General features: G+C 71.6%; 30 protein-coding genes. 16 read left to right on the forward strand and 14 right to left on the reverse strand.

All coding sequences use genetic code 11. The features are described from left to right. Positions 1 to 48 precede the first annotated feature (48 nt). Both AB0F29_RS19950 and AB0F29_RS19955 read left to right on the forward strand, forming a co-directional pair. Positions 49 to 369 carry a multidrug efflux SMR transporter gene (locus AB0F29_RS19950; RefSeq protein ID WP_018961779.1) on the forward strand — a complete coding sequence of 107 codons (321 nt, stop codon included), beginning with the start codon at positions 49 to 51 and terminating at the stop codon, positions 367 to 369. 131 nt (positions 370 to 500) lie between these two features. Beyond that, positions 501 to 914, forward strand: a complete 414-nt coding sequence (locus tag AB0F29_RS19955; protein WP_361873750.1) for a multidrug efflux SMR transporter — start codon at positions 501 to 503, stop codon at positions 912 to 914. 303 nt (positions 915 to 1217) lie between these two features. Here AB0F29_RS19955 and AB0F29_RS19960 read toward each other — a convergent pair whose 3' ends face one another. After that, positions 1218 to 1847 carry a ScbR family autoregulator-binding transcription factor gene (locus AB0F29_RS19960; RefSeq protein WP_361873752.1) on the reverse strand — a complete coding sequence of 210 codons (630 nt, stop codon included), beginning with the start codon at positions 1845 to 1847 and terminating at the stop codon, positions 1218 to 1220. A gap of 111 nt (positions 1848 to 1958) precedes the next feature. Here AB0F29_RS19960 and AB0F29_RS19965 point away from each other — a divergent pair, with 111 nt between their 5' ends. Next, positions 1959 to 2267, forward strand: a complete 309-nt coding sequence (locus AB0F29_RS19965; protein WP_361874093.1) for an AfsA-related hotdog domain-containing protein — start codon at positions 1959 to 1961, stop codon at positions 2265 to 2267. Positions 2268 to 2384: 117 nt separating this feature from the next. Here AB0F29_RS19965 and AB0F29_RS19970 read toward each other — a convergent pair whose 3' ends face one another. The 5 genes from AB0F29_RS19970 to AB0F29_RS19990 all read right to left on the reverse strand — a co-directional run bounded on the left by AB0F29_RS19970 (position 2385) and on the right by AB0F29_RS19990 (position 7508). Further along, positions 2385 to 2828, reverse strand: a complete 444-nt coding sequence (locus tag AB0F29_RS19970) for a MarR family transcriptional regulator (protein WP_007452970.1) — start codon at positions 2826 to 2828, stop codon at positions 2385 to 2387. A gap of 123 nt (positions 2829 to 2951) precedes the next feature. Beyond that, positions 2952 to 4070, reverse strand: coding sequence for a transposase (locus tag AB0F29_RS19975; protein ID WP_361873753.1), 1119 nt, complete (start codon positions 4068 to 4070; stop codon positions 2952 to 2954). Between the two features lie 326 nt (positions 4071 to 4396). After that, entirely contained in the window at positions 4397 to 5671 is a 1275-nt protein-coding gene (locus AB0F29_RS19980; RefSeq protein ID WP_361873755.1) for a serine hydrolase domain-containing protein, read from the reverse strand. Positions 5672 to 5737: 66 nt separating this feature from the next. Next, on the reverse strand, positions 5738 to 6703 hold the full coding sequence (locus AB0F29_RS19985; RefSeq protein ID WP_361873757.1) for an aldo/keto reductase: 966 nt from the start codon (positions 6701 to 6703) through the stop codon (positions 5738 to 5740). Positions 6704 to 6929: 226 nt separating this feature from the next. After that, on the reverse strand, positions 6930 to 7508 hold the full coding sequence (locus AB0F29_RS19990) for a TetR family transcriptional regulator (protein ID WP_361873758.1): 579 nt from the start codon (positions 7506 to 7508) through the stop codon (positions 6930 to 6932). 192 nt (positions 7509 to 7700) lie between these two features. On the opposite strand from AB0F29_RS19990, the gene AB0F29_RS19995 reads away from it, so the two are divergent. Then, positions 7701 to 8975: an MFS transporter gene (locus AB0F29_RS19995; protein WP_361873760.1), complete on the forward strand. Its 1275-nt coding sequence runs from the start codon at positions 7701 to 7703 to the stop codon at positions 8973 to 8975. Here the strand turns inward: AB0F29_RS19995 and AB0F29_RS20000 are convergent. From AB0F29_RS20000 to AB0F29_RS20010, 3 genes are all read right to left on the reverse strand, one after another. Beyond that, a complete protein-coding gene (locus tag AB0F29_RS20000) occupies positions 8957 to 10786 on the reverse strand; it encodes a protein kinase (RefSeq protein ID WP_361873762.1) in 1830 nt (609 codons plus the stop codon). The two genes, AB0F29_RS19995 and AB0F29_RS20000, sit on opposite strands and share 19 nt — an antisense overlap. A 191-nt stretch (positions 10787 to 10977) precedes the next feature. Further along, complete coding sequence (locus AB0F29_RS20005; RefSeq protein ID WP_361873764.1) at positions 10978 to 11472, reverse strand: helix-turn-helix domain-containing protein; 495 nt, start codon at positions 11470 to 11472, stop codon at positions 10978 to 10980. After that, the gene (locus AB0F29_RS20010; RefSeq protein ID WP_361873766.1) at positions 11465 to 12070 is read right to left on the reverse strand and encodes a type 1 glutamine amidotransferase family protein; all 606 of its coding nucleotides are present in this window, start codon (positions 12068 to 12070) and stop codon (positions 11465 to 11467) included. Before AB0F29_RS20010 ends, AB0F29_RS20005 begins: the two co-directional genes overlap by 8 nt. A gap of 186 nt (positions 12071 to 12256) precedes the next feature. Here AB0F29_RS20010 and AB0F29_RS20015 point away from each other — a divergent pair, with 186 nt between their 5' ends. From AB0F29_RS20015 to AB0F29_RS20025, 3 genes are all read left to right on the forward strand, one after another. Then, complete coding sequence (locus AB0F29_RS20015; protein ID WP_361873768.1) at positions 12257 to 13639, forward strand: aspartate aminotransferase family protein; 1383 nt, start codon at positions 12257 to 12259, stop codon at positions 13637 to 13639. A gap of 234 nt (positions 13640 to 13873) precedes the next feature. Beyond that, complete coding sequence (locus AB0F29_RS20020; protein WP_361873769.1) at positions 13874 to 14701, forward strand: GntR family transcriptional regulator; 828 nt, start codon at positions 13874 to 13876, stop codon at positions 14699 to 14701. Positions 14702 to 14761: 60 nt separating this feature from the next. After that, on the forward strand, positions 14762 to 15415 hold the full coding sequence (locus AB0F29_RS20025; RefSeq protein ID WP_361873771.1) for a hypothetical protein: 654 nt from the start codon (positions 14762 to 14764) through the stop codon (positions 15413 to 15415). A gap of 117 nt (positions 15416 to 15532) precedes the next feature. On the opposite strand, the gene AB0F29_RS20030 is transcribed toward AB0F29_RS20025, so the two are convergent. Beyond that, the gene (locus tag AB0F29_RS20030) at positions 15533 to 16330 is read right to left on the reverse strand and encodes an SLATT domain-containing protein (protein WP_361873773.1); all 798 of its coding nucleotides are present in this window, start codon (positions 16328 to 16330) and stop codon (positions 15533 to 15535) included. Between the two features lie 369 nt (positions 16331 to 16699). Between AB0F29_RS20030 and AB0F29_RS20035 the strand changes: the two genes are divergently transcribed. The 3 genes from AB0F29_RS20035 (at position 16700) to AB0F29_RS20045 (ending at position 18578) form a co-directional block, all read left to right on the forward strand. Further along, positions 16700 to 17044, forward strand: coding sequence for a YbaB/EbfC family nucleoid-associated protein (locus AB0F29_RS20035; protein ID WP_003967515.1), 345 nt, complete (start codon positions 16700 to 16702; stop codon positions 17042 to 17044). 131 nt (positions 17045 to 17175) lie between these two features. Beyond that, entirely contained in the window at positions 17176 to 17775 is a 600-nt protein-coding gene (gene recR / locus AB0F29_RS20040) for a recombination mediator RecR (protein WP_018961762.1), read from the forward strand. Positions 17776 to 17918: 143 nt separating this feature from the next. Next, complete coding sequence (locus AB0F29_RS20045; protein ID WP_361873775.1) at positions 17919 to 18578, forward strand: DUF5063 domain-containing protein; 660 nt, start codon at positions 17919 to 17921, stop codon at positions 18576 to 18578. Between the two features lie 32 nt (positions 18579 to 18610). Here AB0F29_RS20045 and AB0F29_RS20050 read toward each other — a convergent pair whose 3' ends face one another. Further along, the gene (locus tag AB0F29_RS20050; RefSeq protein WP_361873777.1) at positions 18611 to 19456 is read right to left on the reverse strand and encodes an NAD(P)H-binding protein; all 846 of its coding nucleotides are present in this window, start codon (positions 19454 to 19456) and stop codon (positions 18611 to 18613) included. Positions 19457 to 19636: 180 nt separating this feature from the next. Between AB0F29_RS20050 and AB0F29_RS20055 the strand changes: the two genes are divergently transcribed. Beyond that, positions 19637 to 20158, forward strand: coding sequence for an SgcJ/EcaC family oxidoreductase (locus AB0F29_RS20055; RefSeq protein WP_361873779.1), 522 nt, complete (start codon positions 19637 to 19639; stop codon positions 20156 to 20158). A gap of 63 nt (positions 20159 to 20221) precedes the next feature. Here the strand turns inward: AB0F29_RS20055 and AB0F29_RS20060 are convergent, their stop codons facing one another. Then, the gene (locus AB0F29_RS20060) at positions 20222 to 20431 is read right to left on the reverse strand and encodes a DUF397 domain-containing protein (RefSeq protein ID WP_361873780.1); all 210 of its coding nucleotides are present in this window, start codon (positions 20429 to 20431) and stop codon (positions 20222 to 20224) included. Further along, entirely contained in the window at positions 20428 to 21258 is an 831-nt protein-coding gene (locus AB0F29_RS20065; RefSeq protein ID WP_361873782.1) for a helix-turn-helix transcriptional regulator, read from the reverse strand. The genes AB0F29_RS20060 and AB0F29_RS20065 overlap by 4 nt, the downstream gene beginning before the upstream one ends. A gap of 104 nt (positions 21259 to 21362) precedes the next feature. Here AB0F29_RS20065 and AB0F29_RS20070 point away from each other — a divergent pair, with 104 nt between their 5' ends. The 4 genes from AB0F29_RS20070 (at position 21363) to AB0F29_RS20085 (ending at position 23024) form a co-directional block, all read left to right on the forward strand. After that, a complete protein-coding gene (locus AB0F29_RS20070) occupies positions 21363 to 21623 on the forward strand; it encodes a hypothetical protein (protein ID WP_361873784.1) in 261 nt (86 codons plus the stop codon). Beyond that, entirely contained in the window at positions 21620 to 22051 is a 432-nt protein-coding gene (locus tag AB0F29_RS20075; protein WP_361873785.1) for a hypothetical protein, read from the forward strand. The genes AB0F29_RS20070 and AB0F29_RS20075 overlap by 4 nt, the downstream gene beginning before the upstream one ends. A gap of 11 nt (positions 22052 to 22062) precedes the next feature. After that, entirely contained in the window at positions 22063 to 22500 is a 438-nt protein-coding gene (locus tag AB0F29_RS20080) for a hypothetical protein (RefSeq protein ID WP_361873787.1), read from the forward strand. An 86-nt stretch (positions 22501 to 22586) separates the two neighbouring features. Next, a complete protein-coding gene (locus tag AB0F29_RS20085; protein ID WP_361873789.1) occupies positions 22587 to 23024 on the forward strand; it encodes a GNAT family N-acetyltransferase in 438 nt (145 codons plus the stop codon). A 119-nt stretch (positions 23025 to 23143) separates the two neighbouring features. Here the strand turns inward: AB0F29_RS20085 and AB0F29_RS20090 are convergent, their stop codons facing one another. Beyond that, positions 23144 to 23821 (reverse strand): class I SAM-dependent methyltransferase, encoded by a 678-nt coding sequence (locus tag AB0F29_RS20090; protein ID WP_361873791.1) that lies wholly within the window; start codon positions 23819 to 23821, stop codon positions 23144 to 23146. A gap of 579 nt (positions 23822 to 24400) precedes the next feature. On the opposite strand from AB0F29_RS20090, the gene AB0F29_RS20095 reads away from it, so the two are divergent. Continuing rightward, complete coding sequence (locus AB0F29_RS20095) at positions 24401 to 25390, forward strand: hypothetical protein (protein WP_361874095.1); 990 nt, start codon at positions 24401 to 24403, stop codon at positions 25388 to 25390. The last annotated feature ends 2 nt before the right edge of the window (positions 25391 to 25392 follow it).

The following is a 25392-nucleotide window of genomic DNA, read 5'->3' on the forward strand; positions in this document are numbered from 1 at the left end:
CGTTCATCTCGTTCATCCCCGTTCATTCACCGCACGGAAGGACCTCCCATGCACTGGCTCTACCTCGCCATCGCCGTCGCCCTTGAGATCGTGGTCGCCATCGCCGCCGGAAAGGCCGAGGGCTTCAAGAACCGCAAGTGGACCGGCATCACCCTGGCCAGCGGCGCCGCCGCGACCTTCTTCCTCAGCAAGGCGCTGCTGACCTTCGACGTCGGCGTCGGCTATGCCCTGTGGACGTCCGTCGCGGGCGTCGGTATCACCGTCCTCGGAGCGCTGTTCTTCGGCCAGCGTCTGAACACGAACAAGGCGATCGGCATTCTCCTCGTCATCGGTGGCGTCGTCGGCCTCCAGCTGAGCGGCTCCGCCTGAGCCCTGAGCCCTGAGCCCTGAGCCCTGAGCCAGACTCCCGGTCCCGTACGCGCCGTAGGCCTCGCACACCTCGCACACCCCGCGCACCCCGCAACCACCTGACGCCTTCCCTGAGAGAGGACTCACCTCCCATGTCCAACGAAGCCAAGAGCTCCACGAACGCCTGGCTCTCGCTCCTGCTCGCCGGAGTCTTCGAGATCGGTTACGCGCTCGCCGTCGGCGGCAGCGAGGGCTTCACCGTTCTGACCTGGTCCCTGGTCGCGGTGGTGTTCTTCCTGCTGACGCTCTACGCGCTGAGCCTCGCCCTCCGCACGATCGACGTGAGCATCGGCTATGCCGTCTGGGCAGGGATCGGCGCGGTCGGCGCCGCGGTTCTCGGCCCGCTCTTCTTCGACGAGGCCCTCACCCTGGCCAAGGGCATCTGGCTGGCCGTCATCATCGTCGGGGTCATCTGGCTGAAGCTCGCCGACCGCACGAAGCCCGAGGCGGCCACCGCGCCCCGCTCCGAGCAGATCGCGGACCGGCCCACCGCGGTTCAGGTCTGACGTTCCTTTCACCGCAGGTATGCCGCAGGTGCCCGCCGCCCCTTCACGAGGGGGCCGCGGGCGCCTGCGGCATACCTGCGTCACTTCGTCACTTCGCTGTTCTGCCGCCGTCCACCGCGAGGGCGGATCCGGTGGTGAAGGACGGCGCAGGGAGATCATGCGGCTCCGTAGACGTTCGTCGTGGACGTTCGGTACGGGCAGAGCAGGCACCAAAGCCAGGGCGACAGGTCAGGTCAGGTCACGGCATGGCGGAACTGGGCAGGGGGGTGCTGGGCAGGGCGGGGTACGCGGGCGGTCCGGCTGTCAGGGCATCATCGCGGCGCCGCGGGCCGGGGCCGCTTCGGCGCGGGTGATCACGGCCGGGACCGCGATGCCCGGGAGCAGCAGGTGCCACATCTGCTGGGTGCGCACGGGAAGGTCCCTGCGGCCGCTGACGATGTTGGAGTACATCTGCATCCCCGTGCAGGCGGCGATCACGAATTCCGCGACCACGATCGGTTCGATCCCCGGCTGCAACTCGCCGCGCTCCCGCGCCTCGTCGAGACAGGCGCTCATGATCCCGCGGAACGTCTCGTACGGGTCGGAGTTCGCGGAGTCGCCGATGGAGGACTGCTCGTTCGTCAGCCTTACGCCGGCCCGGAGCAGTGGGTCGCGCTGCAACTGCCACGACCACACCAGGGTGAGGTCGATGAGCCGCTGCAGTCCGCTGGCGGCGATCAGCGGGACGAGGGTGTCCGGCTGGCTGTTCATCACCGCCTTGGCCAGGTCCTCCTTGGAGCCGAAGTGGAAGTAGAGCGCCCCCGCCGTCACCCCGGCGCGCTTGAGGATGCGCGTGATGCTGGCCCCCGCGTAGCCGTACTCGTCGAAGACCTCCGCCGCTGCGAGCAGGAGTGCTCGACGGGTCTGTTCTGCCCGCTCTTGCTTCAGTGCCATGCCTCTCACCTTCCCAAAAAGAATGCTCCTTATGTTATCCGGGTGGACAGGAATGGGGGCAAGTCCGTCTCGGCGAGACCGGTCCAGCGGCGGCAGGTGCACCAGTGGCAGGTGCACGAACTCCGGAGAGAGGAAGTCCTGCTCACGTCGTGGTCCGAGCCGGAACCGGGACGCTATGAAGTCACCGCGCGCCGGCCGCGGGGGCCATGCCTTCTACCGTCCGTCGGGGGTTCGTACGACCCGATGCTGATCGCCGAGAGTGTGCGCCAGACCGTCCCCCTGCTGTCCCACGCCGTGCACGACGTCCCGCGGGAGTACATGCAGGCGTGGGAAGCGCTCGCCGCCTGCCTCCCGGCGGGACCGCCCGTGGAGCCGCACCGGGTGGACCGCGGCTCCCCGGCCGACGTGGAGAGAACCTAAGAGGATCGAGTGATCCAGGTCGCAGCCCGCCCCGGGGCCCGGAGAAGAGCCCCGAACATGCAAATACGTCGGGGCGTCCGGTCGTCCGGACGCGTCCCGCCGTCTGTCGTGGTCTTGTCAGGCGGCGCTGCGCAGCGCCTGCACCGCGCGGGCGAGTTGGTCGTCGGCGCTCGCGGTGTTGAGGGCCGAGCTGAGGACGTCGGCGTAGGTGGCGCGGGCGTCCTGGTAGTGCTTGCGGCCCTCGTCGGTGATGACGGCGAAGACGCCGCGCTTGTCGTCGGCGCAGTTGTCCTTGTAGGCGTAGCCGGCGCTGTCCAACCGTCCCACCAGGCGGGTTACGGAGCTCTGACCCAGGCCGATGTGGTCCGCGAGCTCCTGCATGCGGCATTCGCCGTTCTCGGCCTGGGTGAGGGCCTCCAGGGCGCGGTACTCGGAGAGGCCGACGCCGTAGCGGCGCTGCAGGGTGTGTGCGAGCTGACGCTCCACGAAGGCGTGCAGGCCGAGGACGGCCTCCCACATGGTCTGGTCGGAAGCGGCGCGCGGCTGCTTGTGGATCGTCATGGAACGGCTCCCCTTCTCGACTGCGATGAACAACAAGATACATGCCCATGCAATCAAATGGGGAGTGGTAGTGCTCAGGAAAGGGACCCTGACCCCGGTGTAGTTGTTGGAGCAAGTAAAAGGTCAGTCGTTCATGCCCCCCAGGGTGCTGCATGCGTAAGCGGCCGAGACGAGGGTCATGTGCCGGTGCCAGCCGGGGTAGGAGCGGCCCTCGAAGTCGAGGAGTCCGAAGTCCTCGCCCATGCGGTCGATCGAACTCTGTGCCCCCTGGGGCGAACGGGCCAGCTCCAGCAGTTCGGCCGGATGGCGGTCGGTGATGTTCGTCAGCCAGATCCGGCCCGGCCGCCCGCTGCTCGCGTCCCACTCGGCCATCAGCCGCCCCGCCCCGCGGCTGTGCTCGCCGTCCGGACGCAGCCCGCGTACGGGCGTGTCGTACGAGATGACCTGCCGGCCCGCCCCCGCCGAGTGCCGTACGCCCCGGCGCAGCAGCAGGCCGCGCGCCGACTCCCTCTCCCCTGGCGGCACTTCGGGCCCGGCGAGAGCGGTCTGGCCCGGGATGGCGAGGACGAAGGCGTGCTCGCCGCCCTGGAGCCGCTGCGCCAGTGGCGCGACGTCGCACAGGGCGGTCAGGTCGGCCACCACCGGCGCCGTCCGCCCGTTCGACCATGACGTCATCTCCTGGACCAGGCGCAGGGCGTGGTCCCACAGCGGCTGGGCCCGCGTGGCCGCGGGGATCTTCGCCCGGTCGCGTACGGCCTCGTCGCGGGTGAACCGGGGAGGCAGGAAGAGGCGCCAGTCGACGGGGACGTGCGTCTGCCCGGCATCCAGGAACAGGCCGAGGCCGAGCTGGCAGTTGACGGTGCGTCCGGACTCCGGCAGGAAGCGCTGATGCACCCCGGCCGAGCAGTTGCCGCGCTTGGGCAGCACCGCCGGCGCCAGCGTCCAGGCCCGCACCGGCAGCGACCGGGCGGCCCAGCGGGCCAGCTCGCCGCGCGCCGGGGCCCATTCCCACGGGCTGGCGTTGACGAACTGGTGCAGCGAGGTCGACGCCGCCTCCGAACCGGTCACGACGGCCGCCATCCGGCGCACCGTCTTCTTTCCGTCCGTCCGCAGCAGCCCCTGGAGGTACACCCGCCCCCAACGCTGCTGGTCGGAGCGGTGTAAGTGGCCGAACAGGAGCCGGGACAGATCGCCCGGCGGCCGGCCCGTCGCCATGTCGGGCGTCTCGTGAGTCGTCGTCACTGCAGGTCCCTCCCGGATGAGCGTCGCTGAGCAGACTAACAAACATAGAGAATGTTCGTTATATTTCTTACGCGGGGCACGACTACTTGCCGAGGTCCAAGGAGAAGGCGCATGCGGGAACGGGCGGAGCGGACGGGCCTGACGGGACTGGCGGGCCGGACGGGCTTGCTGGACGTGCCGACGCCGCGGAGTTGACGGAGTACGGGCCGGAACCAGCCGTCAGGCCCGTACTCCGGCCCGTACTCCGGCCCGTACTCCGGCCCGTACTCCGGCCCGTACTCCGGCCCGTACTCCGGCCCGTACTCCGGCCCGTACTCCGGCCGGTCTCAGGCGGTCGTCCGCAGCGATCTCGCCACCGCGCCCGCCACCTCGTCCAGGACCTGCCCTCCGGCGCCCGCCGTCAGCCGGCTGCGGACCAGGGCGGCGCCGGCTCCGGCCTGCGGCCAGGCCTGGTAGACGATTCCGCCGGGGCCCTGGTGGCCGAAGGCGCCGGAGCGGACGTCCGGGTGGAGACCCTCGCCGAGGAGCTGGAGGCCGCCCTCGCCGTACGCGCTGATCCCGCCGAGCAGCGGGTCCAGGCCCTCGACCCAGAAGCTCCGCGCCCGGTCCAGCGTGCGGCGCGACAACAGCAGCGGTTCCTCGCCCGGGGCCCGTGCGGCGTCCGCCGCCAGGATGCCCTGGAGCCGGGCGAGGCCACGGGCCGACGCGTGCGCCCCCAACGAGGGGATGACCGCGTACCGCCGTCGGCTCTCGCTCCACACCCCGGCGTCCGCGGGGAACGGCGCCGGGTTGTTCCACACCCGCCCGGAGAGGTCCGCCCCGCTGTCGCCCGCCGCGCCGCGTCCCGTCCCTCCGCCCCTTCCGCCCCCGGGTGCCGGGAAGCGGGCGCGGAAGCCGGTGTCGTACGAGATCCTGGCGGCGTACGGCAGCTGGTCGGGTACGAGGCCGAAATGGATGTCGAGACCGAGCGGCCCCGCGATCTCCTCCAGGAAGAACAGGTCGAGCTCGCGGCCGTCGACCCGGCGGATCACCTCGGCGGCGATCCACCCGGCGGTCCACGGCCCGTGCAGCACACCGCCCGCCCGTGGGTCCTCCTCGGGGCTGCGCATTTCGAGCAGCGCGGCCATCATCTGCGGGTTCTCGACATCGCGTTGGTCGAGGTCCGCCGCCATGCCCGGGAGCCGGGCGGTGAACGTCAGCACGTCCCGCAGCGTCACCGCGTCCTTGCCGCGCATCGCGAACTCCGGCCAGTAGTCGGCGACGGGCCGGTCCAGTGCGAGTGCGCCCATGTCGGCGAGCAGCAGGACCGCCGTGGCCAGAATCCCGTGGGAACCCGTCAGCACGGGTACGAGGGTGTCGCCGGTCCACGGAGTCCCGGTGACCGGGTCGGCGGTCCCGTGCCACAGGTCGACGACCGTTTCACCGTCCCGTACGACCGCCAGCGCGGCCCCCTGGGAACCGGCCGGACCCGCGTCCCGGCAGGCCCGTTCGAAGGAATGGCGCACGGAGGCGAACCCGGGCGCCGTGGTTCCGAGGACGCCGGCCGTCGTCGGACGGGGTCTGGGGCGCGGGAGGACCTGCCGTACCAGAGAGGTCGTCATGTCAAGAACTCCAGGAGTGGTGGGGAGCCAGGGGAGGGGGTGGGCGGTGCGTGGGCCGGGCCGGGCTCACACCTCGGGGGCGCCAGACGGGTGGGGCTGGAACTCCAGGTCGGTCAGGTCCTGTTCGGTCAGGCGGATCCGGTCGCCGCCGAGGTTCTCCGCGAGGTGGTACGGCACCGTCGTGCCGGGCAGCGCCACCACGTGCTCGCCGAGCCGGAGCAGCCACGCCAGGGCGACCTGCGCGGAGGTGGCCTCATGCCGGGCGGCCACCTGGGCGACCGTCCGCGTGAGGGCGTAGTTGTGGCGGATGGCGTGCGGGGCGAAGCGGGGCTGGGTGTGCCGCCAGTCGTCCGGGGCCAGGTCGTCGGAGCGTGACAGCGCGCCGGTCAGCAGACCGCGGCCGAGCGGGGCGCCGGCCAGCAGCGCGATCCGGCGCTCCACCGCGTACGGCACGACGTCGTCGAGACCGCGGCGGGTGAAGAGCGACACCTCGGCGGCCATCGCCGCCGCCTCGTGCACGGCTTCGGCGGCGCGGGCCTCCTGGACGGTGACGACGGGCAGCCCCAGCATGCGGATCTTCCCCGCCCAGACCTGCTCGGCCAGCGCACCCCAGCTCTCCTCCAGCGGCACGCCCGGATCGACGCGGCGCAGCAGATAGAGGTCGATGTGGTCCACGTGCAGTCGGCGCAGGCTCTCGTCGACAGCGGCCCGCAGCGCCTGCGGACCGCCATCGGGTCGCAGCACACCCTCGTTGTCGCCGAGCAGGCCGCCGCCGGTACACAGCACCACCTCGTCCCGGCGCCCGCGGATGGCCTCACCGATGAGCCGCTCGTTGTCCCCGGCCGCGTAGGCGCCGGCCGTCTCGACGAGGTTGACCCCGAGGTCCACCGCCTCCTGGACCAGCGATACGGCCTTGCTCCTGTCCCTGAGGGACGGGGCACAGGACGGGGCACAGCGGTACGAGAGTCCCATCGCGCCCAGTCCCAGCCGTCCGACGACCGGCCCGTCCCTGCCCAGTGTTGTGGTTCGCATCCTGCGAGAACTCCCTTCTCCACAGAGGAAAGCGACCACCTCATGGCAACAGCCGGCGCTGTCGAAGCACAGCATCCCGTTGCTACTTGCGGACCTCTGGACTACTTCGGGATGTCCACCACGGAATGCTCACCCCGGACTGGGCGCGGGAAAGCGTGGCCGAAACGGGGCATCGGCTGTCCGGCAACCGGGAGCCGCACGTGGCCGCACGCGCCGCGTACGGCGCTCAGCCGCGTTTCCCGGGCCTCTGGTCTCCGGCGGGGCCCGAGGCCGTGATCCGCGCGATCGCCTCGACCGTCAGGGCGCGCTCGTGGGGCTCGGTCTCCAGGGCGCGGTGGATCGACAGGCCCTCGATGAGCGCGTCGAGCTGACGGGCGGTGGCCGGATCGAAGTGCCATTCCAGAGCTCGGCGGCTGCGGCCCATCCAGGTGCGCGTGAGCTCGCGGTAGGCGGGCCGGCGTGCGGCGAGGGTGTAGAGCTCGTGGGTGAGGATCAGCTCGCGCTGGTTGCCGCCGGAGAGGTGGTGGACGAGATCGGCGACGGCCCCACGCGCCTCGTCGGGGGTGCTCGCGGCGCCGAGGCGTTCCTCGAAGACGGCGACGATCGTGCCGGAGAAACGCGTGAACGCCTCGTGCAGCAGCTCGTCCATGCCGGAGAAGTGGTACGTCATCGAGCCCAGCGGAACGCCCGCGCGGGCGGCGACCTTACGGTGTGAGACACCCGCGACGCCCTCGTCGACGATGAGGTCCAGCACGGCGTCGATGATGCGGTCCCGCCGGTCGGGGTCGGTGCGCCCTGTCGCCACGCGGGGCCTCCTCGGTGGGCTCGGTCCTCCTCGCAGCATAGAACGCGGGGGAGAGGCGGCCGTGCGGCCGACGGGTCGCCGAGGGAAATGTACGATCGTACGCTTCCGACGTACGCTCGTACACCGGAAGTCCGGAAGTCCGGAAGTCCGGAAGTGAAGTGCTCCCCACCTGTCTGCCGAGGCCCCACTCCCATGAAGAACCCGCCGGTCATGGACCCCACCACCCGTCGATGGCGCGCGGCGCTCTTCCTCTTCATGCTCGCCACCGGAGTGAGCATGGCGTCCTGGGTCGCCCGCACCCCGGCGGTCCGGGACGCGCTGGACGTGACGACCGGATCGATGGGTCTCGTGCTGTTCGGGCTCTCCATCGGGTCGATGGCCGGGGTGCTGGTCTCCGGCGGGCTGGTGCGCAGACACGGCGGGCGGCTGGTGATCGCCCTCGGGGCGGGGCTGCTCGTGGCCGGGCTGCTGGTGATCGCCGGGGGCGCGGCGCTGGAGGTGTCGGCCGGGGTGTTCTGCGGGCTGGCGCTGTTCGGCGCCGGGATGGGCCTGGCGGAGGTGGCGTTCAACATCGAGGGCGCGGCCGTGGAACGGGCCCTGGGCCGCCCGGTCCTGCCGGTGCTGCACGGCTGCTTCAGCCTGGGGACCGTGGTCGGCGCGCTGGTCGGGATGGGGCTGACGGCGGCCCGGTTCCCGGTCGGCTGGCACCTGGCGGCGATAGCCGTCGCCGTCGCGGCGGCCGGGGTGTGGACCGTACGGGCGGTGCCTGCGGGCACGGGGCAGGAGGGGCCGGGGGCCGATGACGGGGAGGCCGGTGACGGGGGGCGGGCCGGAGGTGTGCGCGCCCAGGTGGCGGTCTGGCGGGACCGGCGGCTGGTGCTGATCGGCCTGATCGTGCTGGCCATGGCCTTCGCGGAGGGCTCCGCCAACGACTGGCTGCCGCTGCTGATGGTGGACGGTCACGGGACGAGTGCGGCGGCCGGTTCGCTGACGTTCATGCTGTTCGCCGTCGCGATGACGACGGGCCGGTTCACGGGCGGACCCCTACTGGTGCGCTACGGCCCGGCGGCCGTGGTCCGGGCCAGCGCCCTGGTGGCGGCGGTCGGCGTGGCGCTGGTGGTCTTCTCCGACAACGCGCTGCTCGCCGGAGCGGCCGTGGTGCTGTGGGGTCTCGGCGCGTCGCTGGGGTTCCCGGTCACGATCTCGGCGGCGGGCGAGGGCGTGCGGAACGCTTCGGCCCGGGTCGCGGCGGTCTCGACGGCGGGCTACGCGGCGTTCCTGGTCGGTCCGCCCTCGCTGGGCTTCCTGGCCGACCATGTGGGGCTGCGGAACGCGATGGTGGTGGTGCTCGTGCTGCTGGGCGGCGCGGCGCTGATCACCCGGGCGCTGCGGACTCCGTCCTCCGGGGCGGGCGTGAAGCCGCCCGGTGCCCCGGTTCCCGGGGTCTCTCAGTCCGACCTGGTGTAGATCAGGCTCTCGCCCGTTCCGGCCGTGGACCGGCGCAGGTCCCCGTCCGGGAGCAGGGTCAGTTCGGTGGGCTTCCCGGGAGTGCAGGAGGAGGCCGGGCGGCCGGAGGACACCGTGGAGGGTCCGATGCGGACCGGGCCGTCCTCGGCGGGCCGGTCGGCGAGGGGGGCGGTGAACTCGCAGCGGTACGTGGATCCGGAGGCGAGGGGCCCCTCGGCGGTGAGGACGAGGATCTGGTCGCCCACTTTCCCCTGCCGGATGGTCAACGTCCGTGAGGAAGTGCCCTGTTCGCCGGGTATGGAGCCGGCCCAGGTCCCCAGGAAGTCCTCTGGGACGGCGCCTCCCTGGCCTCCCCGCTGCCCGCCGCCGGTTTCGGCGGAACCCGAGGGGCCGGGGGACGCGGTCGTCCCGGGGGCGGTGCCGTTCATGAACGCGTACACCGATCCGCCCGCCCCGATCGCCACGACCACGGCGACGGCGACCAGCGCGGCGGTGGCCCCTGCGGAGCGGCGCTCCCGGGCGGGCGGGGGAGCGGTGGGCGCGAAGTAGGCCGGGGGGAAGGACTGTTCGGCGGTAAGGCCGGGGGCCGGCTGCGGGGCGGCGGGGGTGCCGTACGGGGCGTGGTGCGGAGCGTACGGGTGGGGCCCGGGTGGTATCGGGGCGACGGGCGGCCGTGCGGGGCTACCGGCCGTCGCCGGGCTCGCCGGGGCGGCGTTGGGGTACTGGGGGGTGTGGGGGCGCTGCGGATGCTGGGAGCCCTGGGAGCCCTGGGCGTCCAGGGTGCCTGGAGGGCCGTGCGGAGCTTGCCGGCCGCGTGGGTCATCCGGCTCATCCGGGTTCTCCGGGTCTTCTGGGTCCTCCGGGTCCTCCGCGTCGAGCAACCCCACGGCATGGCGGCCGAGCTGGGCGAGCAGGGTGGCGGGCAGCCAGGGTTCGTCCGTCTGCGCCTGCGCCTGCCCCTGCGCCTCGCCGAGGCGGGCCAGGATCTCGTCGGTGCCGGGGCGGGCCGCCGGGTCCTTCGCCAGGCAGTCCCGGACGACGCCGGCCAGGTCCTCCGGAACCCCGGTCAGGTCCGGGGCGTCCTGGGCTATCCGGAACATCAGGGCGTGGACCCCGCCGCTCTCCGTCGTACCGAACGGCAGCCGGCCCGAAGCGGCGTACGCGAGGACGGACCCGAGGCAGAACACGTCGCACGCGGTGGTCACGCGCTCGCCGCGCACCTGCTCGGGGGCCATGAAGCCGGGGGAGCCGACCAGAGCCCCGGTACGGGTCAGATCGCCGTCGGGCACGGCCTCCAGGGCGCGGGCGATCCCGAAGTCGATGACCCGGGGGCCGTCGATGGTCATCAGGACGTTGGAGGGCTTCAGGTCCCGGTGGATGAGCCCGGCCCCATGGATGTGCTGGAGCGCGTGGGCGAGCCCGGAGCCGAGGAACCGTACGGAACGCAACGGCAGCGGTCCGTACGCCCCCGAGGCCGTGACCGGGGCGCCGGGGCGGCCCGAGACGATGCGCTGGAGGGAGGGCCCGGCGACGTAACCGGTGGCGACCCAGGGGACGGGGGCCTCGGTGTCGGAGTCCAGCACCGGTGCCGTCCAGGCCCCGCCGACGCGGTGCGCGGCACGGACCTCCTGGCGGAAGCGGGCCCGGAATTCGGGCTGCTCGGCGAGCTCGCGGCGGACAAGCTTGAGGGCGACGGTGCGGCCGCGGTCGGAGCGGGCGAGGAAGACCTGGCCCATGCCGCCCTCGCCCAGGCGGCCGAGGAGGCGGTACGCACCGATGCGGTGCGGGTCGTCGAACCCGAGCTTGTCCATGGTGCGCTTCCTCCCCGTGCGGCCCGCACGAGGATAGCGCCGCCCCCCGACGCCGGCCCCGCACTCTCCAGCCCGTCCGGCGTTTGAGGACGGAACCCTTGATCGGACAGGGGCGACGCGCGCAACGACGCCGGTACTCCGGAGGAGCCAACCCGGCAGGCCCGAGGACCGACATCGGCACGGTTCCGTCCTCAAGCGCCGGACGGACTTCCCTCGGCCCGGTCCGCGGCGGTGAGGGTGTCCAGGGCCCCCGACAACCGCTCCAGCGCGCCCACGGCCGCCGCCAACTCCTCCACCCCCACCTCCCCCGCGAGCCTCGCGGCGAACTCCGCGTGCGGCGGGCCGATCCGGGTGACCGCCTCCCGCCCCGCCTCCGTCGCCCGCAACAGCTTCGCGCGGCGATGGGCCGGATTCTCCGCGTACTCCGCGAGCCGCCGCCCGACCAGCAGGTCCGCGATCCGCTGCACGCTCTGCCGGGTGATCCCCATCGTCCGGGCGATCCCCGCCACCGGCAACGACTCCCGCGTCACCGCCCCCAGCACCTGCCACCACGCCGCCGTGAGACCGCCCGGCCGCGCCAACTCGTCGGCCACCGAGAGGAACTGCCCGTTCAGCCGGAACACCGTCACCGCCGCCCGGCTCAGCAACTCCTGCTCGGACGGGACGTGCCCCGCGCCCTCACTCACCCTGCAACACCTCGTACGCGCTCGCGTCCGAGTCGTGGAAAAGCCGGTACCACGCGTCCAGCTTCTCCGGCCCGTACACCCCGAGCAGCGCGAAGACCTCCCGCGCGAACGCCACCGGCTCCGTCGGCCCGGCCGTGATCAGCCCGCCGTCCGTGACCGCGTCCGCCTCCACGTACCGTGAGCCGCCCGCGTACCCCGTCGCCGCCAGGTAGAAGGAGACCGCACTCGTGTGCGCGCGGCCGTCCAGCAGCCCCTCCCGGGCCAGCCCGGCCGTCGCCCCGCAGATCGCCGCGACCGGGACCCCCGAGTCCAGGAAGTCCCGGGCCGCCCGCGCGAACGGGGCGAGAGTGTCCCCCGCGTCCCACCCGGACGCACCGGTCAGGATCAGCAACGAGCTGTCCTGCGGGCGCAGTTCGTCCAACGCCAGGTCGGGCTGGATCCGCAGGCCGCCCATGGTCGTCACCGGCTCCCGGGTCAGCCCCACGGTCCGCACGGTGTAGCCGTTCTGCGCGAGATGGGCCGTGGTGTGGCCGGTCTCCCAGTCGGCGAAGGTGTCGTAGACGGCGAGATGTGCGGTTCTGTCGCTGCTGCTGGTCATGATGACCTCCTCGGCTCGATGACAGAAGACTGTCATGACGACAGCATGCTGTCAATGAAGGGGAGAGGGGCCCCACCGCCCCCGGACCCCCCACCGCCCCCGGACCCGACACCCTGCCGATCCATCCGCCCCAGGCCGTACAAGGTGGCCATGGAGGCGGCCCCCATCAGCGCCTACGCTCGCCGCATGACCCCTCATGCCCCTCATGCCCCGTCCGCCGACCCCGCGGCCGGTGCGGCCGTGAAGGCCGCGGACCGCGCGCACGTGTTCCACTCCTGGTCCGCCCAGGGCCTCATCGACCCGCTCGCCGTCGCCGGCGCCGAGGGGTCCTACTTCTGGGACTACGACGGCAACCGCTACCTGGACTTCACCAGCGGGCTCGTCTACACCAACATCGGCTACCAGCACCCCACCGTGATCGCCGCGATCCAGGAGCAGGCGGGCAAGCTCGCCACCTTCGCGCCCGCGTTCGCGATCGAGGCGCGCTCCGAGGCCGCACGCCTCATCGCCGAGCGCACCCCGGGCGACCTGGACAAGATCTTCTTCACCAACGGCGGGGCCGAGGCCGTCGAGAACGCCATCCGCATGGCCCGGCTGCACACCGGCCGCACGAAGGTGCTCTCCGCCTACCGCTCGTACCACGGGGGCACCTCCACCGCGATCAATCTCACCGGGGACCCGCGCCGCTGGCCCTCCGACAACGGCTCGGCGGGCGTCGTCCGCTTCTGGGCCCCGTTCCTCTACCGCTCCCCGTTCCACGCGGCGAACGAGGCCGAGGAGTGCGCCCGCGCCCTCCAGCACCTGGAGGACACCCTCGCCTTCGAGGGCCCGGCCACCATCGCCGCGATCATCCTGGAGACCATCCCGGGCACGGCGGGCATCATGACCCCGCCGCCGGGCTATCTGGCGGGCGTCCGCGAGATCTGCGACCGGTACGGGATCGTCTTCGTGCTCGACGAGGTGATGGCCGGATTCGGCCGCACCGGTGCCTGGTTCGCCGCCGACCACTTCGACGTCGTGCCGGACCTGCTGACCTTCGCCAAGGGCGTCAACTCCGGTTACGTACCGCTGGGCGGCGTCGCCATCAACGCCGAGATCGCCGCGACCTTCGAGACCCGCCCCTACCCCGGCGGCCTCACCTACTCCGGACACCCGCTGGCCTGCGCCGCCGCCGTCGCCACCATCGGCGTGATGGAGGACGAGAAGGTCGTCGAGCACGCGGCCCGGATCGGCGAGAAGGTCCTCGGCCCCGGCCTGCGCGAACTCGCCGAACGCCACCCCTCGGTGGGCGAGGTGCGCGGCCTCGGCGCGTTCTGGGCGCTGGACCTGGTCCGCGACCGGGAGACCCGCGAGCCGCTCGTCCCGTACAACGCCTCGGGCGAGGCCAACGCCCCCATGGCGGCCTTCGGCGCGGCGGCGAAGAAGCAGGGACTGTGGCCGTTCATCAACATGAACCGGACCCATGCCGTCCCCGCCTGCAACGTCTCCGAGGCCGAGGCCAAGGAAGGGCTGGCGGCCCTGGACGTCGCTCTCTCCGTCGCCGACACGTACACGGTGCAGGGCGCGTAACCGCCTCCCGGCCCGCACGCCGGGTAACCGGACTGTTCGGCTCCGTACGCGATCGACCCTGTGCGCACCCCCGCCGTGCCCGGAATCGGGCACGGCGGCGGCTCTGGCTTAAGGTGACCCGAACCAGAAATGACCCCCGCCGGAAACGGCCAAGGCCGGGAACGGCCGACGCCGGAACGGTCGGTGTACGGGGGCAGGGGACGGGCAGGGGCAGACGGACGGATGGGGGCCGGTATGAGTCCGAGCGGAGGCGTGACGCGCAACACCCTGCGCCAGCAGATCGCCGACGCGCTGCGTGACGAGGTGCTGGCAGGGCGTCTTCCGCCGGGCCGGGAGTTCACTGTCAAGCAGATCGCCGAGCAGTACGGGGTCTCCGCGACACCCGTCCGTGAGGCGCTCTTCGACCTCTCCGCACAGGGGCTCCTCGCCTCCGACCAGCACCGCGGCTTCCAGGTGCGCGAATTCACCGTCGCCGACTTCCGCGCGATGGCCGAGGCCCGCGCCCTCGTCGTCGAGGGCCTCTTCCGCAACCCCGCCGAGCGGGTCGCGGTCCGGCCCGAGGGGCTCGCCTCGATCCGCCGCCGGGCGGCGGAGGCGGTCCGCGCGGCGAAGGGCGGCGACCTCGACGTACTGATCGGGTACGACCTGCGGTTCTGGCGGGAGCTGGGGCAGTTCGTCCTCAACCCGTACGTCTCCGATTTCCTCACCCGGCTCCGCGTGCAGGCCTGGGTGTTCGCCGTGCACCGGCTGCGCCGCGACGGCATGGACGAGGACGTGCTGTGGTTCGGCCACGAGGACCTGGTCGAGGCCATCGCCCGGGGCGACCACGAGCAGGTCCACGCCGCCATGCACTCCTACTACGCGCACTCGCTCGCCTGGGCGGACCGGCTGGACGCGCAGGCGGTCGGGGGAGACGCCCCCGGACCGCCGGGCCCTCCGGAGTCCGAGACGCCCGAGACGCCCGGGGAGCCCGGGGAGCCCGGGGAGCCCGGGGAGCCCGGGGAGCCCGGGGAGCCCGAGGTCTCCGGGGAGTCTCCGAAGACCCCGGGGCACTGTGCGTGAGGATCGCCCCGCATTACGCTGTTCCGACGATCGCCCGAACACGTTGGAGAGCGAGACTTCGTGGCCTGTGACCTGTGGCTGGTCCCCCTCGTCGATGTGCTGTGCCACAGCGCCGACAATCCGTTCGCCGAAGAGATCGCCGTCTACGACAAGGCGCTGAACGACGCCGGGCTGCCGCCCGTCCCCGTCTACGCCTACATGCCGGGCCTCAACGGGGAAGTCGCCCCCGTGGCCGGCTTCGACTACGACGCCCTGCACTTCCTGCGCCGCGCCTACCTGCTCCAGTTGAGCGGCCTGGCCGTCACACCCGTCGCGGGTCTCGACGGCGACTACGAGCAGCTCCTCGAAATGTTCGAGCAGGCCGCGCAGCAGTCGCATCTGGTGTGGCACTACGACCACGCCGGGGCGTACGTCCCGGTGGACTTCCCGGCCCCCCTGTCCGACGACGCGCTCCTGGCGGGCGGCGGACCGCTGGGCTCCGCGCACGGGCTGCTGCGCGAGCTGGAGTTCGTCGCCCCGTCCATCGGCATCGACCCGGCCAACCCGCCGGCCGCCCCGCGACCGCCCTCCGGCCCCACGGCCCTGGAGGAACCGGCGGACCCGGTCCCCTACGACGACGACAGCCCGTTCGCCCGGGAACGCCACGTCTGGCTCGGCCTCCACGCGGCTGCGACCCGCAGCCTGGCCCAGGGCTCAATGATCATCTTCAGCTAGGCCACCGGACCGGGAGGCCAGAATCAAGCCCGTCCGGCGATGGAGGACCGGGGGCCCGGGGGCAGCGCCCCCCCAAGCCTCACCCCGCCCTCGGCCCCCGGCCCCGCCCCGGACTCCTCACCGCGGCGGCGACTCCGGCGGCCGCTGCCGCGGCATGTTCGGCCGCGCCGCCACCGACGGCATCGAGAACCGCCCCGGCGCCGCCGACTCGCCGCGCCCCCCGGCGCTCCCCGTCGCCAGGGCCTGCATGCCCATCGGCGCGGGCCCCGCCCGGAACTCCACCATCCAGTCCGCCGTCTCCGACCGCACCAGCTCGGTGACGTCCTCGGAGAACCTCCGCAGCACCCCCAGGCACCGATCGGCCGCCTCGCTGGCCGTGCCCTCGGTCGGCCCGAGCATCTCCCGTACGCACTCCGAGGCCCAGTCGAACTGGAGCACCTGGAGCCGCCGCTGCACGGCCTGGGCCGTGGCGAGGTCTCTTATCCACCCGGAGGTGAGACCGAAGTACCGGTCGCAGGCCATGCACGCGGCCCCCAGCAGCAGGGACAGATAGCCCCAGCCCGCCGAGCCGCTCAGGGTGCCGGTCAGGTCGAGCAGCGGCAGGGCGGCCCCGGCGACCACCCCGGCGGCGGCGCCCATCCGCAGGGCCCTGGCGGCCCGGCGCTTCCAGACCCGGTCGTTGAGATACCAGTCGGCCGTGTCCAGCGCCCCGGTCTCGACCCAGCGGTAGAGCTCGTCGAGCCGCTCGGCCGGCTCGCCCCAGTCGCCGAGGGGGAACGGGCGCCCGGTCAGATCGCCCCCGGCGGGGCGTCCCCTGCCCGGGCCGGAATCGGAATGCTCAACTCCGTTTTCACCGGATCCCGCATCGGACTCCTTGCGGGGCGGCCCCTCGGGCTGCATCTCCGGCTGACTCACCGGGGCACTCCTCTGCACTCTGACGGACGGGACGGACGCGTAGGGCTTCCCCGAACCGGACCCGACCGGCCCGGAGAGGGCGGGGCGGGCCGCGCGACCGACGACCCCCCTGCGGGGTAACTCTGCGTCATCGCACATGCACGCTCGTGTGTCGATGCGCATGCCCTTCCTACCGCCGAATGGTGGGCCGTGGGGTCGGAATCGCGGGATTCCGGCCTGCGTACGGCCGCTGGTCAGGTATAGGAGCACTCACGCCGCTTCCTGAATCTCACCCGAAAGAGTTGGTCCCTGGCGGGTGGAGCGCGGTGACCGGGGAGCACGTAGGCTCGGCTTACCGAAACATTTGTCGTCGAAATGCCAGGAGTGACCGTGATTCCCGGTGGTGGTCAGCCCAATATGCAGCAGTTGCTCCAGCAGGCCCAGAAGATGCAGCAGGATCTCGCGGCGGCCCAGGAGGAACTGGCCAGGACCGAGGTCGACGGACAGGCGGGCGGCGGTCTCGTGAAGGCCACCGTGACCGGCTCCGGCGAGCTCCGAGCCCTGGTGATCGACCCCAAGGCGGTGGACCCGGAGGACACCGAGACGCTCGCCGACCTCGTCGTCGCGGCCGTCCAGGCGGCCAACGAGAACGCGCAGGCGCTCCAGCAGGAGAAGCTCGGCCCGCTGGCCCAGGGCCTGGGCGGCGGGGGCGGCATCCCCGGCCTGCCGTTCTGACCGGACCGGGCCCACCGGGCCAACCGCTCTGACCGTTCTGACCGGACCGGACGGAGCCAGGCCCGCGAGGCCTACTGGTACCGACCCGTACCCACTACGGTACGGAGCAGAAAGCAAAGAAAGGCGTTCCGTTGTACGAAGGCGTTGTTCAGGACCTCATCGACGAACTGGGCAGGCTGCCCGGCGTCGGTCCCAAGAGCGCGCAGCGGATCGCCTTCCACATCCTTCAGGCCGAGCCCACGGACGTACGACGGCTCGCGCACTCCCTCCTGGAGGTCAAGGACAAGGTCCGGTTCTGCGAGGTGTGCGGCAATGTCGCGCAGCAGGAGCAGTGCGGGATCTGCCGGGACGCGCGCCGCGACCGGAGCGTCATCTGTGTGGTCGAGGAGCCCAAGGACGTCGTGGCGATCGAGCGGACGCGTGAGTTCCGGGGCCGCTACCACGTCCTGGGCGGGGCGATCAGCCCCATCGAGGGCGTGGGCCCGGACGACCTGCGCATCCGCGAGCTGCTGGCGCGGCTCGCGGACGGCTCCATCACGGAGCTGATCCTCGCGACCGACCCCAATCTGGAGGGCGAGGCCACCGCGACGTACCTGGCGCGGATGGTCAAGCCGATGGGCCTCAGAGTGACCCGGCTGGCCAGCGGCCTGCCGGTCGGCGGCGACCTGGAGTACGCCGACGAGGTCACCCTGGGCCGTGCCTTCGAGGGGAGGCGGCTGCTGGATGTCTGACACCACCGCCGTACGCCCCCGTCACGTACCGCAGTCAACTCCGCTGCCCGCTTCGTTTTCGTCATCCCTTTCGTCATCCCCTTCGTTGTCCCCTTCGTCGTCCGCTTCACCGTCTGTGACCGCGCCCACGGGAGGTCCCCTCGATGTCTGACGCCACGCTGAACTCCGTCACGCAGGACCCGGGCGACTTCGCCGTCCAGATCGCGGACCAGATCAAGACGTTCATCGTCGCGGTCACCGAGGTGTCCAAGGTCGACGAGCCGGAAGAGGCCGTCCCGGTCCTGCTCCTCCAGGTCTCGCAGCTCCTGCTCGCGGGCGGCCGCCTCGGCGCGTACGAGGACGTCCTGCCCGACGAGAGGTACGAACCGGACCTCGGCCCCGAGCCGGACGCGGACGGCCTGCGCGAGCGGTTCGCGGTGCTGCTGGAGCCGATCGACGTCTACTCCGAGGTCTTCGACCCCTACGAGCCCCGCAAGGCCCCGGTCCCGCACCGGATCTCCGACGACCTGGCCGACCTGGTCACCGACCTCGGCCACGGCCTCGCGCACTACGACGCCGAGCGCACCGCCGAGGCGCTGTGGTGGTGGCAGTTCTCGTACTTCTCCAACTGGGGCTCCACCGCCTCCGCCACCCTCCGCGCCCTCCAGTCCCTGGTGGCCCACATCCGCCTCGGCCAGCCCCTGGAGGAGCTGGACGGCCTGGACATCGACCAGGACCCGGGCGAGGAGGACCTCGCCGAGGAGGCGGGCCGCGTGATGCTGGAGGAGATCGCGGGACCGCTGGGCCTGCGCCCGGTGAAGTAGCCACCAGCTGTCCCACCGGAACGTGCGGGCGGTCACCGGAACGCGTCGGCGTTTTCCTCGGCCCAGCGGCGGTAGGGGCGGGCGGGCGAGCCGGTGACCCGGTCCACGGTGTCGTGGACGGCCAGCAGCGCGTCGTTGACGTCGCCGCCCATCAGGTCGAGGACGCTGTCCGCGACCTCGGCCCCCATCATCGCGGCCATCGGCGCGTACGCCTCGTCCCGGGTGATTCCGACGCAGGCCACCTCCCGGCCCAGCACCCGCCCCAGCTCGTCGGCCTGCTGCCGCGGGCTGATCAGCTCCGGCCCGGTGAGCGGGTAGGTCCGCCCCCGGTGACCATCAGGCACGGTCAGCGCCGCACGGGCCACCGAGGCGATGTCGGCGGGGTGGACGGTCGGCAGCCCGACGTCCGCGTACGGCACGCGCACCACGGACTCGTCGCGCACGGACCGCGCCCACCAGAGGGTGTTGGAGGCGAACTGCGTCGGCCTCAGGACGGTCCACTCCATCCCGCTCTCCCGCAGCCGGTGTTCGACGGCGAGATTCGCCCGCGCCGGGCCGAGGTGCGGATGGGTCATGACGGTGATGGAGGAGACCAGCACCACGTGCTCGACCCCCGCGTCCCGGGCGGCGTCGAGCACTCGGGCGTCGTCGCCGACGCCCGAGACCAGGAACAGCGAACGCACCCCGCCCAGTGCGGACGTCAGCGACTCGGCCCTTCCCAGATCGCCTTCCGCCACCTCGACCTCGTCGGGCAACGCGGCCCCGGCCCGTGCCGCGTCCCGGGTCAGCGCCCGGACGCCGGCCCCACGCCCGTCCACGGACAACTGCCGTACCAGTTCGCTGCCGACATTCCCGGTCGCACCGGTCACCAAAATCATCGCTGAGCGCTCCTCTGTCCGGTCATGGCTTGCTCGATGACGGGAACGCTAGAACCTCAACCAGCCTTGAGATCAAGCCGGTTGGCCGGGACCTCCGCCACTTGACCTCAACCGCGCTTGAGGGCCGAGGCTCCTGGTGAACGGCCGACGCAACGGCCGCGCCCCGCAAGGAGATTCCTCATGAGCGCCACGCCCACCGCCACCACGCCCACCGTCATCGGAGTGCCCGCCCCGCAGGAGGACGTGGACGCCATCGTCGCGTTCGTCGCCGGCGTGCAGCACGCCCAGCAGAACGCGCTGCCCGACGCCTTCCTCGACGGCTTCCGCGCGGACGCCATCTGGACCACGGCCCACGGCAAGCGGCTGACCGGCCTGCCGGAGATCAGCGCCTTCACCCGCAAGGTGCTGCCCCCGCAGGCGGACTCCCCGGTGACCGCCACGTACACGGTCGACCTGGTCCTCTTCATCCGCCCCGACATCGCCGCCGTCAAGATCCGCCAGCGCCCGGCCACCCGGGACGGAGGCCGATTCCTGGACGAGATATTCCACGGCCAGGAGGACCCCTCCGAGCTGATGGCCGCCCACCCGGAGGCGGTCCCCGGCACCCCGACGTACGTACTCGCCAAGGACGACGGGCTCTGGCGTATCGCCGCCGCGCAGAACACCCAGGTCTTCGACGTGGAGACGCTGACGGCGGGCTGAACGGGCCCCGTGCATGGCGAAGCCCCACCGTGCGGGCACAGTGGGGCTGTCTGCTCGGGTGGCTCAGGCGGTGCCGAAGTCCCCGGCTCGGACGCCCGTGACGAACGCGGTGAACGCGGTGGCGGGGATGGTCAGGGCCGGGCCGCTGACGTTCTTGGAGTCGCGGACGGGGACGATGCCGTGCGGGGTGGCGAGGTTGGTGGCGACCTCGACGCACTGGCCGCCGTTACCGCTGTACGAGGACGTGAACCAACGGGGGGTTTCGGTCGTCACTGGATGCCCTTTCGTAACTTTCTGATCATGGCTACGGAAGCCGCTTGCGACAGCGCCTCTGCCTGTAGTTGATGGTAGGCCGTCAACAGGGGGAGGACGAGTGTGTTGTTGCGTTCCAGATACCCGTGCTGGGCGGACTCGGCGTACGACATCAGCGAGCGGTCGGGCATGGTCAGGAGGGTGATCGGCAGACTGAACGGTCGACGCTCCCCCATCTGGAACGGGGCGATCTGAAGCACGGTGTTCGGCTGCTCGGCGAAGGCCAGCAGCCGGTCGAATTGAGCTGCCATGACCGCCGGACCACCCATCGGCCGGAGAAGGCACCCCTCGTCCAGGACCGCGAACAACAAGGGGGTCGGGGAGCGCACGAGTGCGGCCTGCCGCTGTGCCACCAACGCGACACGCTCATCGGCCTGTTCCTGAGTGATCGCTTCCCTGCGTACGGCGTCGGCCTCCAGCGTGGCCGCGTACTCCGGTGTCTGGAGCAACCCCGGGATGACTCCGACCTCGTACAGCCGGATCTCCGCCGCGCGCTCCTCGTGCTTCACGTACGCCGGGAATCCCTCCAACAGTGCCGTGTACCTGACGGCCCGGCTCTGACGCTGTAGGCGGTCACCTGTGCCCAGCGCCCTGTCAGCCTTTGCCGCAAAGGCGTCAGTTGGAGACCGTCTGCCAGTTTCCACGGCGGAAATATGCGCCCCCGAGCACCTCATGAGGGCGCCGAGCTCGTCCTGTGTCAAGCCGCGCTCGTCCCGCAAGCTGCGGAGAAGTGCTCCGAACGCGGCGTTCGCCGACCGCTCGGGATCCAGTTCCTTCCGGTTCACCATGCGACACCTAACTTGCCTGTCAGTTTGCGTAAGTTGAAGACATGTCGACCGTAGGTCACGCTGAATCGCCCCGGTAGTCAATTGGCTACAGAGAGGAGCGATAGGTGTATGGCGAGAACGCTTGTCCGAATGCGCAGGAGCCTTCTGACCCTCCGGCCCTTGGAACGTTCGTGGTGGACGCCGGTCGTGGTGACCGGGTGGGGGAGTTCCGTGGGGTGGCCGGCCCTTACTGGTCGTTGCGGCCGGTGGGTGGTGGGGCGGAGTGGGAGGCGGAGCCTCACCGTGTCCGGCCGGCGCTCCTGATAGAGCAGCTTCGGGCCAGGACGGCGCGGCTGAATGCCCGCAGTCGGGGTGAGGTGCTGTGAACGCGGTCCAGGTGCGGGGGTGTTGGTATGTCGCCGAGAGTCACGGTGGTGACGCGGTGAGGACTGTCCGGCTGGGCGGGGTTCTCGCGCCGACGCGGCGGCTGGCGCTGTGTTGGCTGCGGCGGCAGGCCCGGCGTTTCGCGGACGCGCTCGATCCGGACCCGTACGTGCCCTGGGTACCGGCCCGTGCGCTGTACCTGGCTCCCGTGGGGGGCCGGCGTGACGCGCCGGCCGAACTCCGGTCCTGGGCGGGCAGTGTCCGTGAGCACGACTACGCGCTGGGGCGGCTCGCGGAGGGATTGCCGTACGAGTTCGTCGCCCGGGACACCGCGTCCTGGTACGGGCTGGTCATGCGCCCCCTGGCCCCCGCCCCCGCCCCCGCGCGTGCCTCTGTCTCTGTATCTGTCCCTCTCTCTTCTCTCCGGTAAGGATGAGCGTCGTGTTGCAGTGCACCGCCTTCAGTGAACTCCCCGAGATGGGTGCGCGGGTCGCGCTCATGGGCCTGGCGGAGGGGCCGGGGCAGGCGTCGGAAGCGCCCGATCTGGATGAGTTCCTGCTCTGTGAGCTCGGCGAGCACGAGGAGGGGGCCGAGCACGCGGCCCAGCTCTGGTCGGCCTCGGCTCCGTCCGGGCGGGATCTGTGGATGTTCTGGACCGACGGCGACGGGCGGCGGAAGTTCCGCTTCGCGGAACTGCTGCCGTGCCCGGCCGTCATCCACCGGCTGTCCGTCAAGGACGGAGACGCCTGCGTGCTGTACGACCGGCACCCCGCCGCGCACTCCTGGGACGTGAGGGATCCGCTCGCCGACCTGATGGCGGAGCGCATCCGGGAGGACGTACGCCGCGACCGCGACGGAGACGGCGGGCCGGCGTCCTGAGATCCCTGTCGACGCCCTCCGCGAGGACGCCATGTCCGGTCACTTGTCCCCGGATAGCGCCGGAGGTTATCGATAGGCTCTCGCCCATGAGTGTCGGAGTGGAAGTCGTTCAGCAGCCCAGCCAGGAAGTTGTGGATGCGTTCGGCCGCCTGTTGCCGCAACTGTCGACGACTGCGAAGCCTCTGGACTATGAAGCTGTTGGACGGTTGGTGCGGTGCGACTCCAACATCGTGTTGGTGGCGCGTGTAGCGGGCGAAATCGTCGGGACGCTGACGCTGCTGCTGTTCCCCCTTCCATCTGGGCTTCGGGCTCGGGTGGAGGATGTGGTTGTCGACCGTTCGGCACGCGGCCAGGGAGTGGCAGGGGCACTGACTCGGCATGCTTTGGGGTTGGCTCGTGATGCGGGAGCACGGACAGTGGACCTCACGTCTCGTCCGGACCGTGAGGCGGCGAACCGGATGTACGAGCGGCTGGGTTTCACGGCCAGGGAGTCGACGGTCTTCCGGTTCCCCATGGGGCACTGACGGACCATCCTTGTGGCTGGGAACGCCAGCCGACTTGCGGGGACTCTGCCAGGCAGTCGTCCTGCTGGCCGGCACCATCTACGTCCTGCGCAAGGGTGTGGCCTGGCGATCTCAGGAGGTTAAGAAGTCGAGCCGGCCTTCTGGGAGGCCGGCTTGTGGGCAAGGAAGCTGGCGATCTTCCATGTCAGCTTTTCGTCGGGCTCCTGCACCAGTTGAGCGTCGATGGTGAACCCGGCCCCGTGCAGCAACTGCGCAAGTCGGCCCGGAGGCAGGCGGTAGGACTCGAAGGACACGGGAAGGCCGCCGTAGGCCTGTGTAGGACGACGGTGCTCACCGGAACCGACGTGGCCCACGAGGAGCAGATGTCCACCGGGTGCCAGGGTGCGGTGGAACTCGGCGAACACGAGCGGCAGCAGCTCGAGAGGCGTGTGATGGGTGGAGTAGAAGGCCAGGATGCCGCCGAGTGCGTCGTCCGCGAACTCCAGGGCGGTGATGGATCCCACGGAGAAAGGCAGGTCCGGAAAGGCGGTGCGCGCCAGTTCGATCATCTTCGGGGACACGTCGATGCCGATCGGCGACACCCCGAGCCCGGCGAGGTGCGCCGTCACTTTGCCCGGGCCGCACCCCAGGTCCGCGACCGGTCCTCGGCCAGATGCCTGCACGAGTTCGGCGAACGCGGTCAGCATCGAGCGTGACAACGGGTCCAGCTCTGATGGGGGCTTGACGAGGGCGGCGTAGGCGTTGGCCACGGTGTCGTACGACTCCCGGACCTCGGACAGGTAAGAAGGCTCGGTCACGCGGCGAATCTAGTGCCGCACCAGGCTGGCCCCGGACCGCCGGCTGTGGTGGGATCGCGGCCAGGATTGCCGGGCTCTGAACGATGAGCCGCTCATCCCGGCGCCGCTGGGGCTGGGGGAGGCACCATGACCGCGACGTAGCGGGCGGCGGCGAGCGGGTTGATCGCGAGGGCGCCATCTTCGGCTGAACCGGACAGGGCGCGGTGCGATACCGCGATCCCGCAGGTCCGCCCGAGGCTCAAGCCCCGAGCCCCGAGCACCGGGCTTCGAGCTCTCTCTGTAGGTATGGGTGGTTGGGTTCAACCCACCCACCCTCCCTCCCCGATCCCTGACCAGGTTTCGAACCGCCCTGTGGGCTGCGCGAATTCGACCAGAAGTGACGGTTGGTGACCGGGTTGCGCCGGAGCGTACGCACGCTCTAGGTTCACGATCAGCAACCCACTATCCGTAAAACGGACAACCCCGGTGGTGCTACCAACACCGACCGGGGTCTGACCGTAAGAGATCGATCCCCTTAGAAAGACGATCCCCATGGCTGCCGCCAACCTTAGTGCCGCCCTGCGCGCACCCGCCCACCCCATGGCGAAAGCCGGGTACGGAAAGCGTCACGCCCCCGACCAAGCCCCGCCCCGCGCCGACGACTTCGCCGGTCTGGAGCCGCGTGAGGCGGCCATCGCCGCGTATGTCGACCGGCTCCCCGAAGGCGCGGCGATCGGCTACAAAGTGCTCGCCGAGGAGCTGCCGGACTTCGGGCAGCAGGCGTGCCGCAGCGCGCTCGACCGGCTGACCCGGGCCGGGCATCTGCGGCGCATCAGGGTCCATGTCACCGTGGCCGACGGCCAGATGCGCTGGGTGACGCGTACGTACTTCTCCCGGACCGCCCGCGACGCCGCCTGGTGGGCCGCCCATGTGCGGTTCGTCCGGGGCCTGGACGCGCCCGGCCAGCCCCCGGCCCCCGCTGCCGTCGACCGGCCCCCGGCCCCCGCTGCCGTCGACCGGCCCCCGGCCCCCGCTGCCGCCGCAGCGGCCGGGGAGCCCGAGCCCGGCGTCCGCGCGCCGCGCTCGGAGGCGTACGACGTCCTCGCCGGGCTCGGCCGCCGCGAGCCCCGGCTCCAGCTCTCCGAGGGCGACTGCGTGCAGCTGGAACACCTGGTCGGGGAGTGGCTGGCGCGCGGCGTCGGCCGCGAACAGATCACCCAGGCCCTGACCTCGGGCCTGCCGGCGTCCGTGCACTCCGCCGGACCCCTCCTCCGTAAACGACTGGAGACCAAGATGCCGCCCAGCCCCGCACCCCGGCCGGAGAACGACCACCCGAGCGAGCAGATCGTGGGCATGGTGATGATGTGCCTCTTCTGCGACGAGGACGAGACGACGACCACGCTGGACCACGGCGTGTGCTCCGACTGCCGTGCCCAGGTCGCCCGCGACGAGGCGGCCGGCCTGACCGGCGACGTGCCCGACACCTTCCTGGCCCGCCCGCGCGCCGAGGTCGACGTCGCCGCCCGCATGGCCGAACTCCGCTCGGCCACCGTCCGTCCGGTCCTCCCGGCCCCGAGGTCGCGCAGGTGAAC

The organism is Streptomyces sp. NPDC026589 (assembly GCF_040638385.1).
GTDB lineage: Bacteria > Actinomycetota > Actinomycetes > Streptomycetales > Streptomycetaceae > Streptomyces.

Bases quoted from the DNA above. Each gene is read 5' to 3' on its own strand.
- AB0F29_RS19950 (WP_018961779.1), top strand. From the start codon at position 49: ATGCACTGGCTCTACCTCGCCATCGCCGTCGCCCTTGAGATCGTGGTC.
- AB0F29_RS19955 (WP_361873750.1), top strand. From the start codon at position 501: ATGTCCAACGAAGCCAAGAGCTCCACGAACGCCTGGCTCTCGCTCCTG.
- AB0F29_RS19960 (WP_361873752.1), bottom strand. From the start codon at position 1,847: ATGGCACTGAAGCAAGAGCGGGCAGAACAGACCCGTCGAGCACTCCTG.
- AB0F29_RS19970 (WP_007452970.1), bottom strand. From the start codon at position 2,828: ATGACGATCCACAAGCAGCCGCGCGCCGCTTCCGACCAGACCATGTGG.
- AB0F29_RS19980 (WP_361873755.1), bottom strand. From the start codon at position 5,671: ATGACGACCTCTCTGGTACGGCAGGTCCTCCCGCGCCCCAGACCCCGT.
- AB0F29_RS19985 (WP_361873757.1), bottom strand. From the start codon at position 6,703: ATGCGAACCACAACACTGGGCAGGGACGGGCCGGTCGTCGGACGGCTG.
- AB0F29_RS19995 (WP_361873760.1), top strand. From the start codon at position 7,701: ATGAAGAACCCGCCGGTCATGGACCCCACCACCCGTCGATGGCGCGCG.
- AB0F29_RS20000 (WP_361873762.1), bottom strand. From the start codon at position 10,786: ATGGACAAGCTCGGGTTCGACGACCCGCACCGCATCGGTGCGTACCGC.
- AB0F29_RS20010 (WP_361873766.1), bottom strand. From the start codon at position 12,070: ATGACCAGCAGCAGCGACAGAACCGCACATCTCGCCGTCTACGACACC.
- AB0F29_RS20015 (WP_361873768.1), top strand. From the start codon at position 12,257: ATGACCCCTCATGCCCCTCATGCCCCGTCCGCCGACCCCGCGGCCGGT.
- AB0F29_RS20020 (WP_361873769.1), top strand. From the start codon at position 13,874: ATGAGTCCGAGCGGAGGCGTGACGCGCAACACCCTGCGCCAGCAGATC.
- AB0F29_RS20045 (WP_361873775.1), top strand. From the start codon at position 17,919: ATGTCTGACGCCACGCTGAACTCCGTCACGCAGGACCCGGGCGACTTC.
- AB0F29_RS20050 (WP_361873777.1), bottom strand. From the start codon at position 19,456: ATGATTTTGGTGACCGGTGCGACCGGGAATGTCGGCAGCGAACTGGTA.
- AB0F29_RS20055 (WP_361873779.1), top strand. From the start codon at position 19,637: ATGAGCGCCACGCCCACCGCCACCACGCCCACCGTCATCGGAGTGCCC.
- AB0F29_RS20065 (WP_361873782.1), bottom strand. From the start codon at position 21,258: ATGGTGAACCGGAAGGAACTGGATCCCGAGCGGTCGGCGAACGCCGCG.
- AB0F29_RS20085 (WP_361873789.1), top strand. From the start codon at position 22,587: ATGAGTGTCGGAGTGGAAGTCGTTCAGCAGCCCAGCCAGGAAGTTGTG.
- AB0F29_RS20095 (WP_361874095.1), top strand. From the start codon at position 24,401: ATGGCGAAAGCCGGGTACGGAAAGCGTCACGCCCCCGACCAAGCCCCG.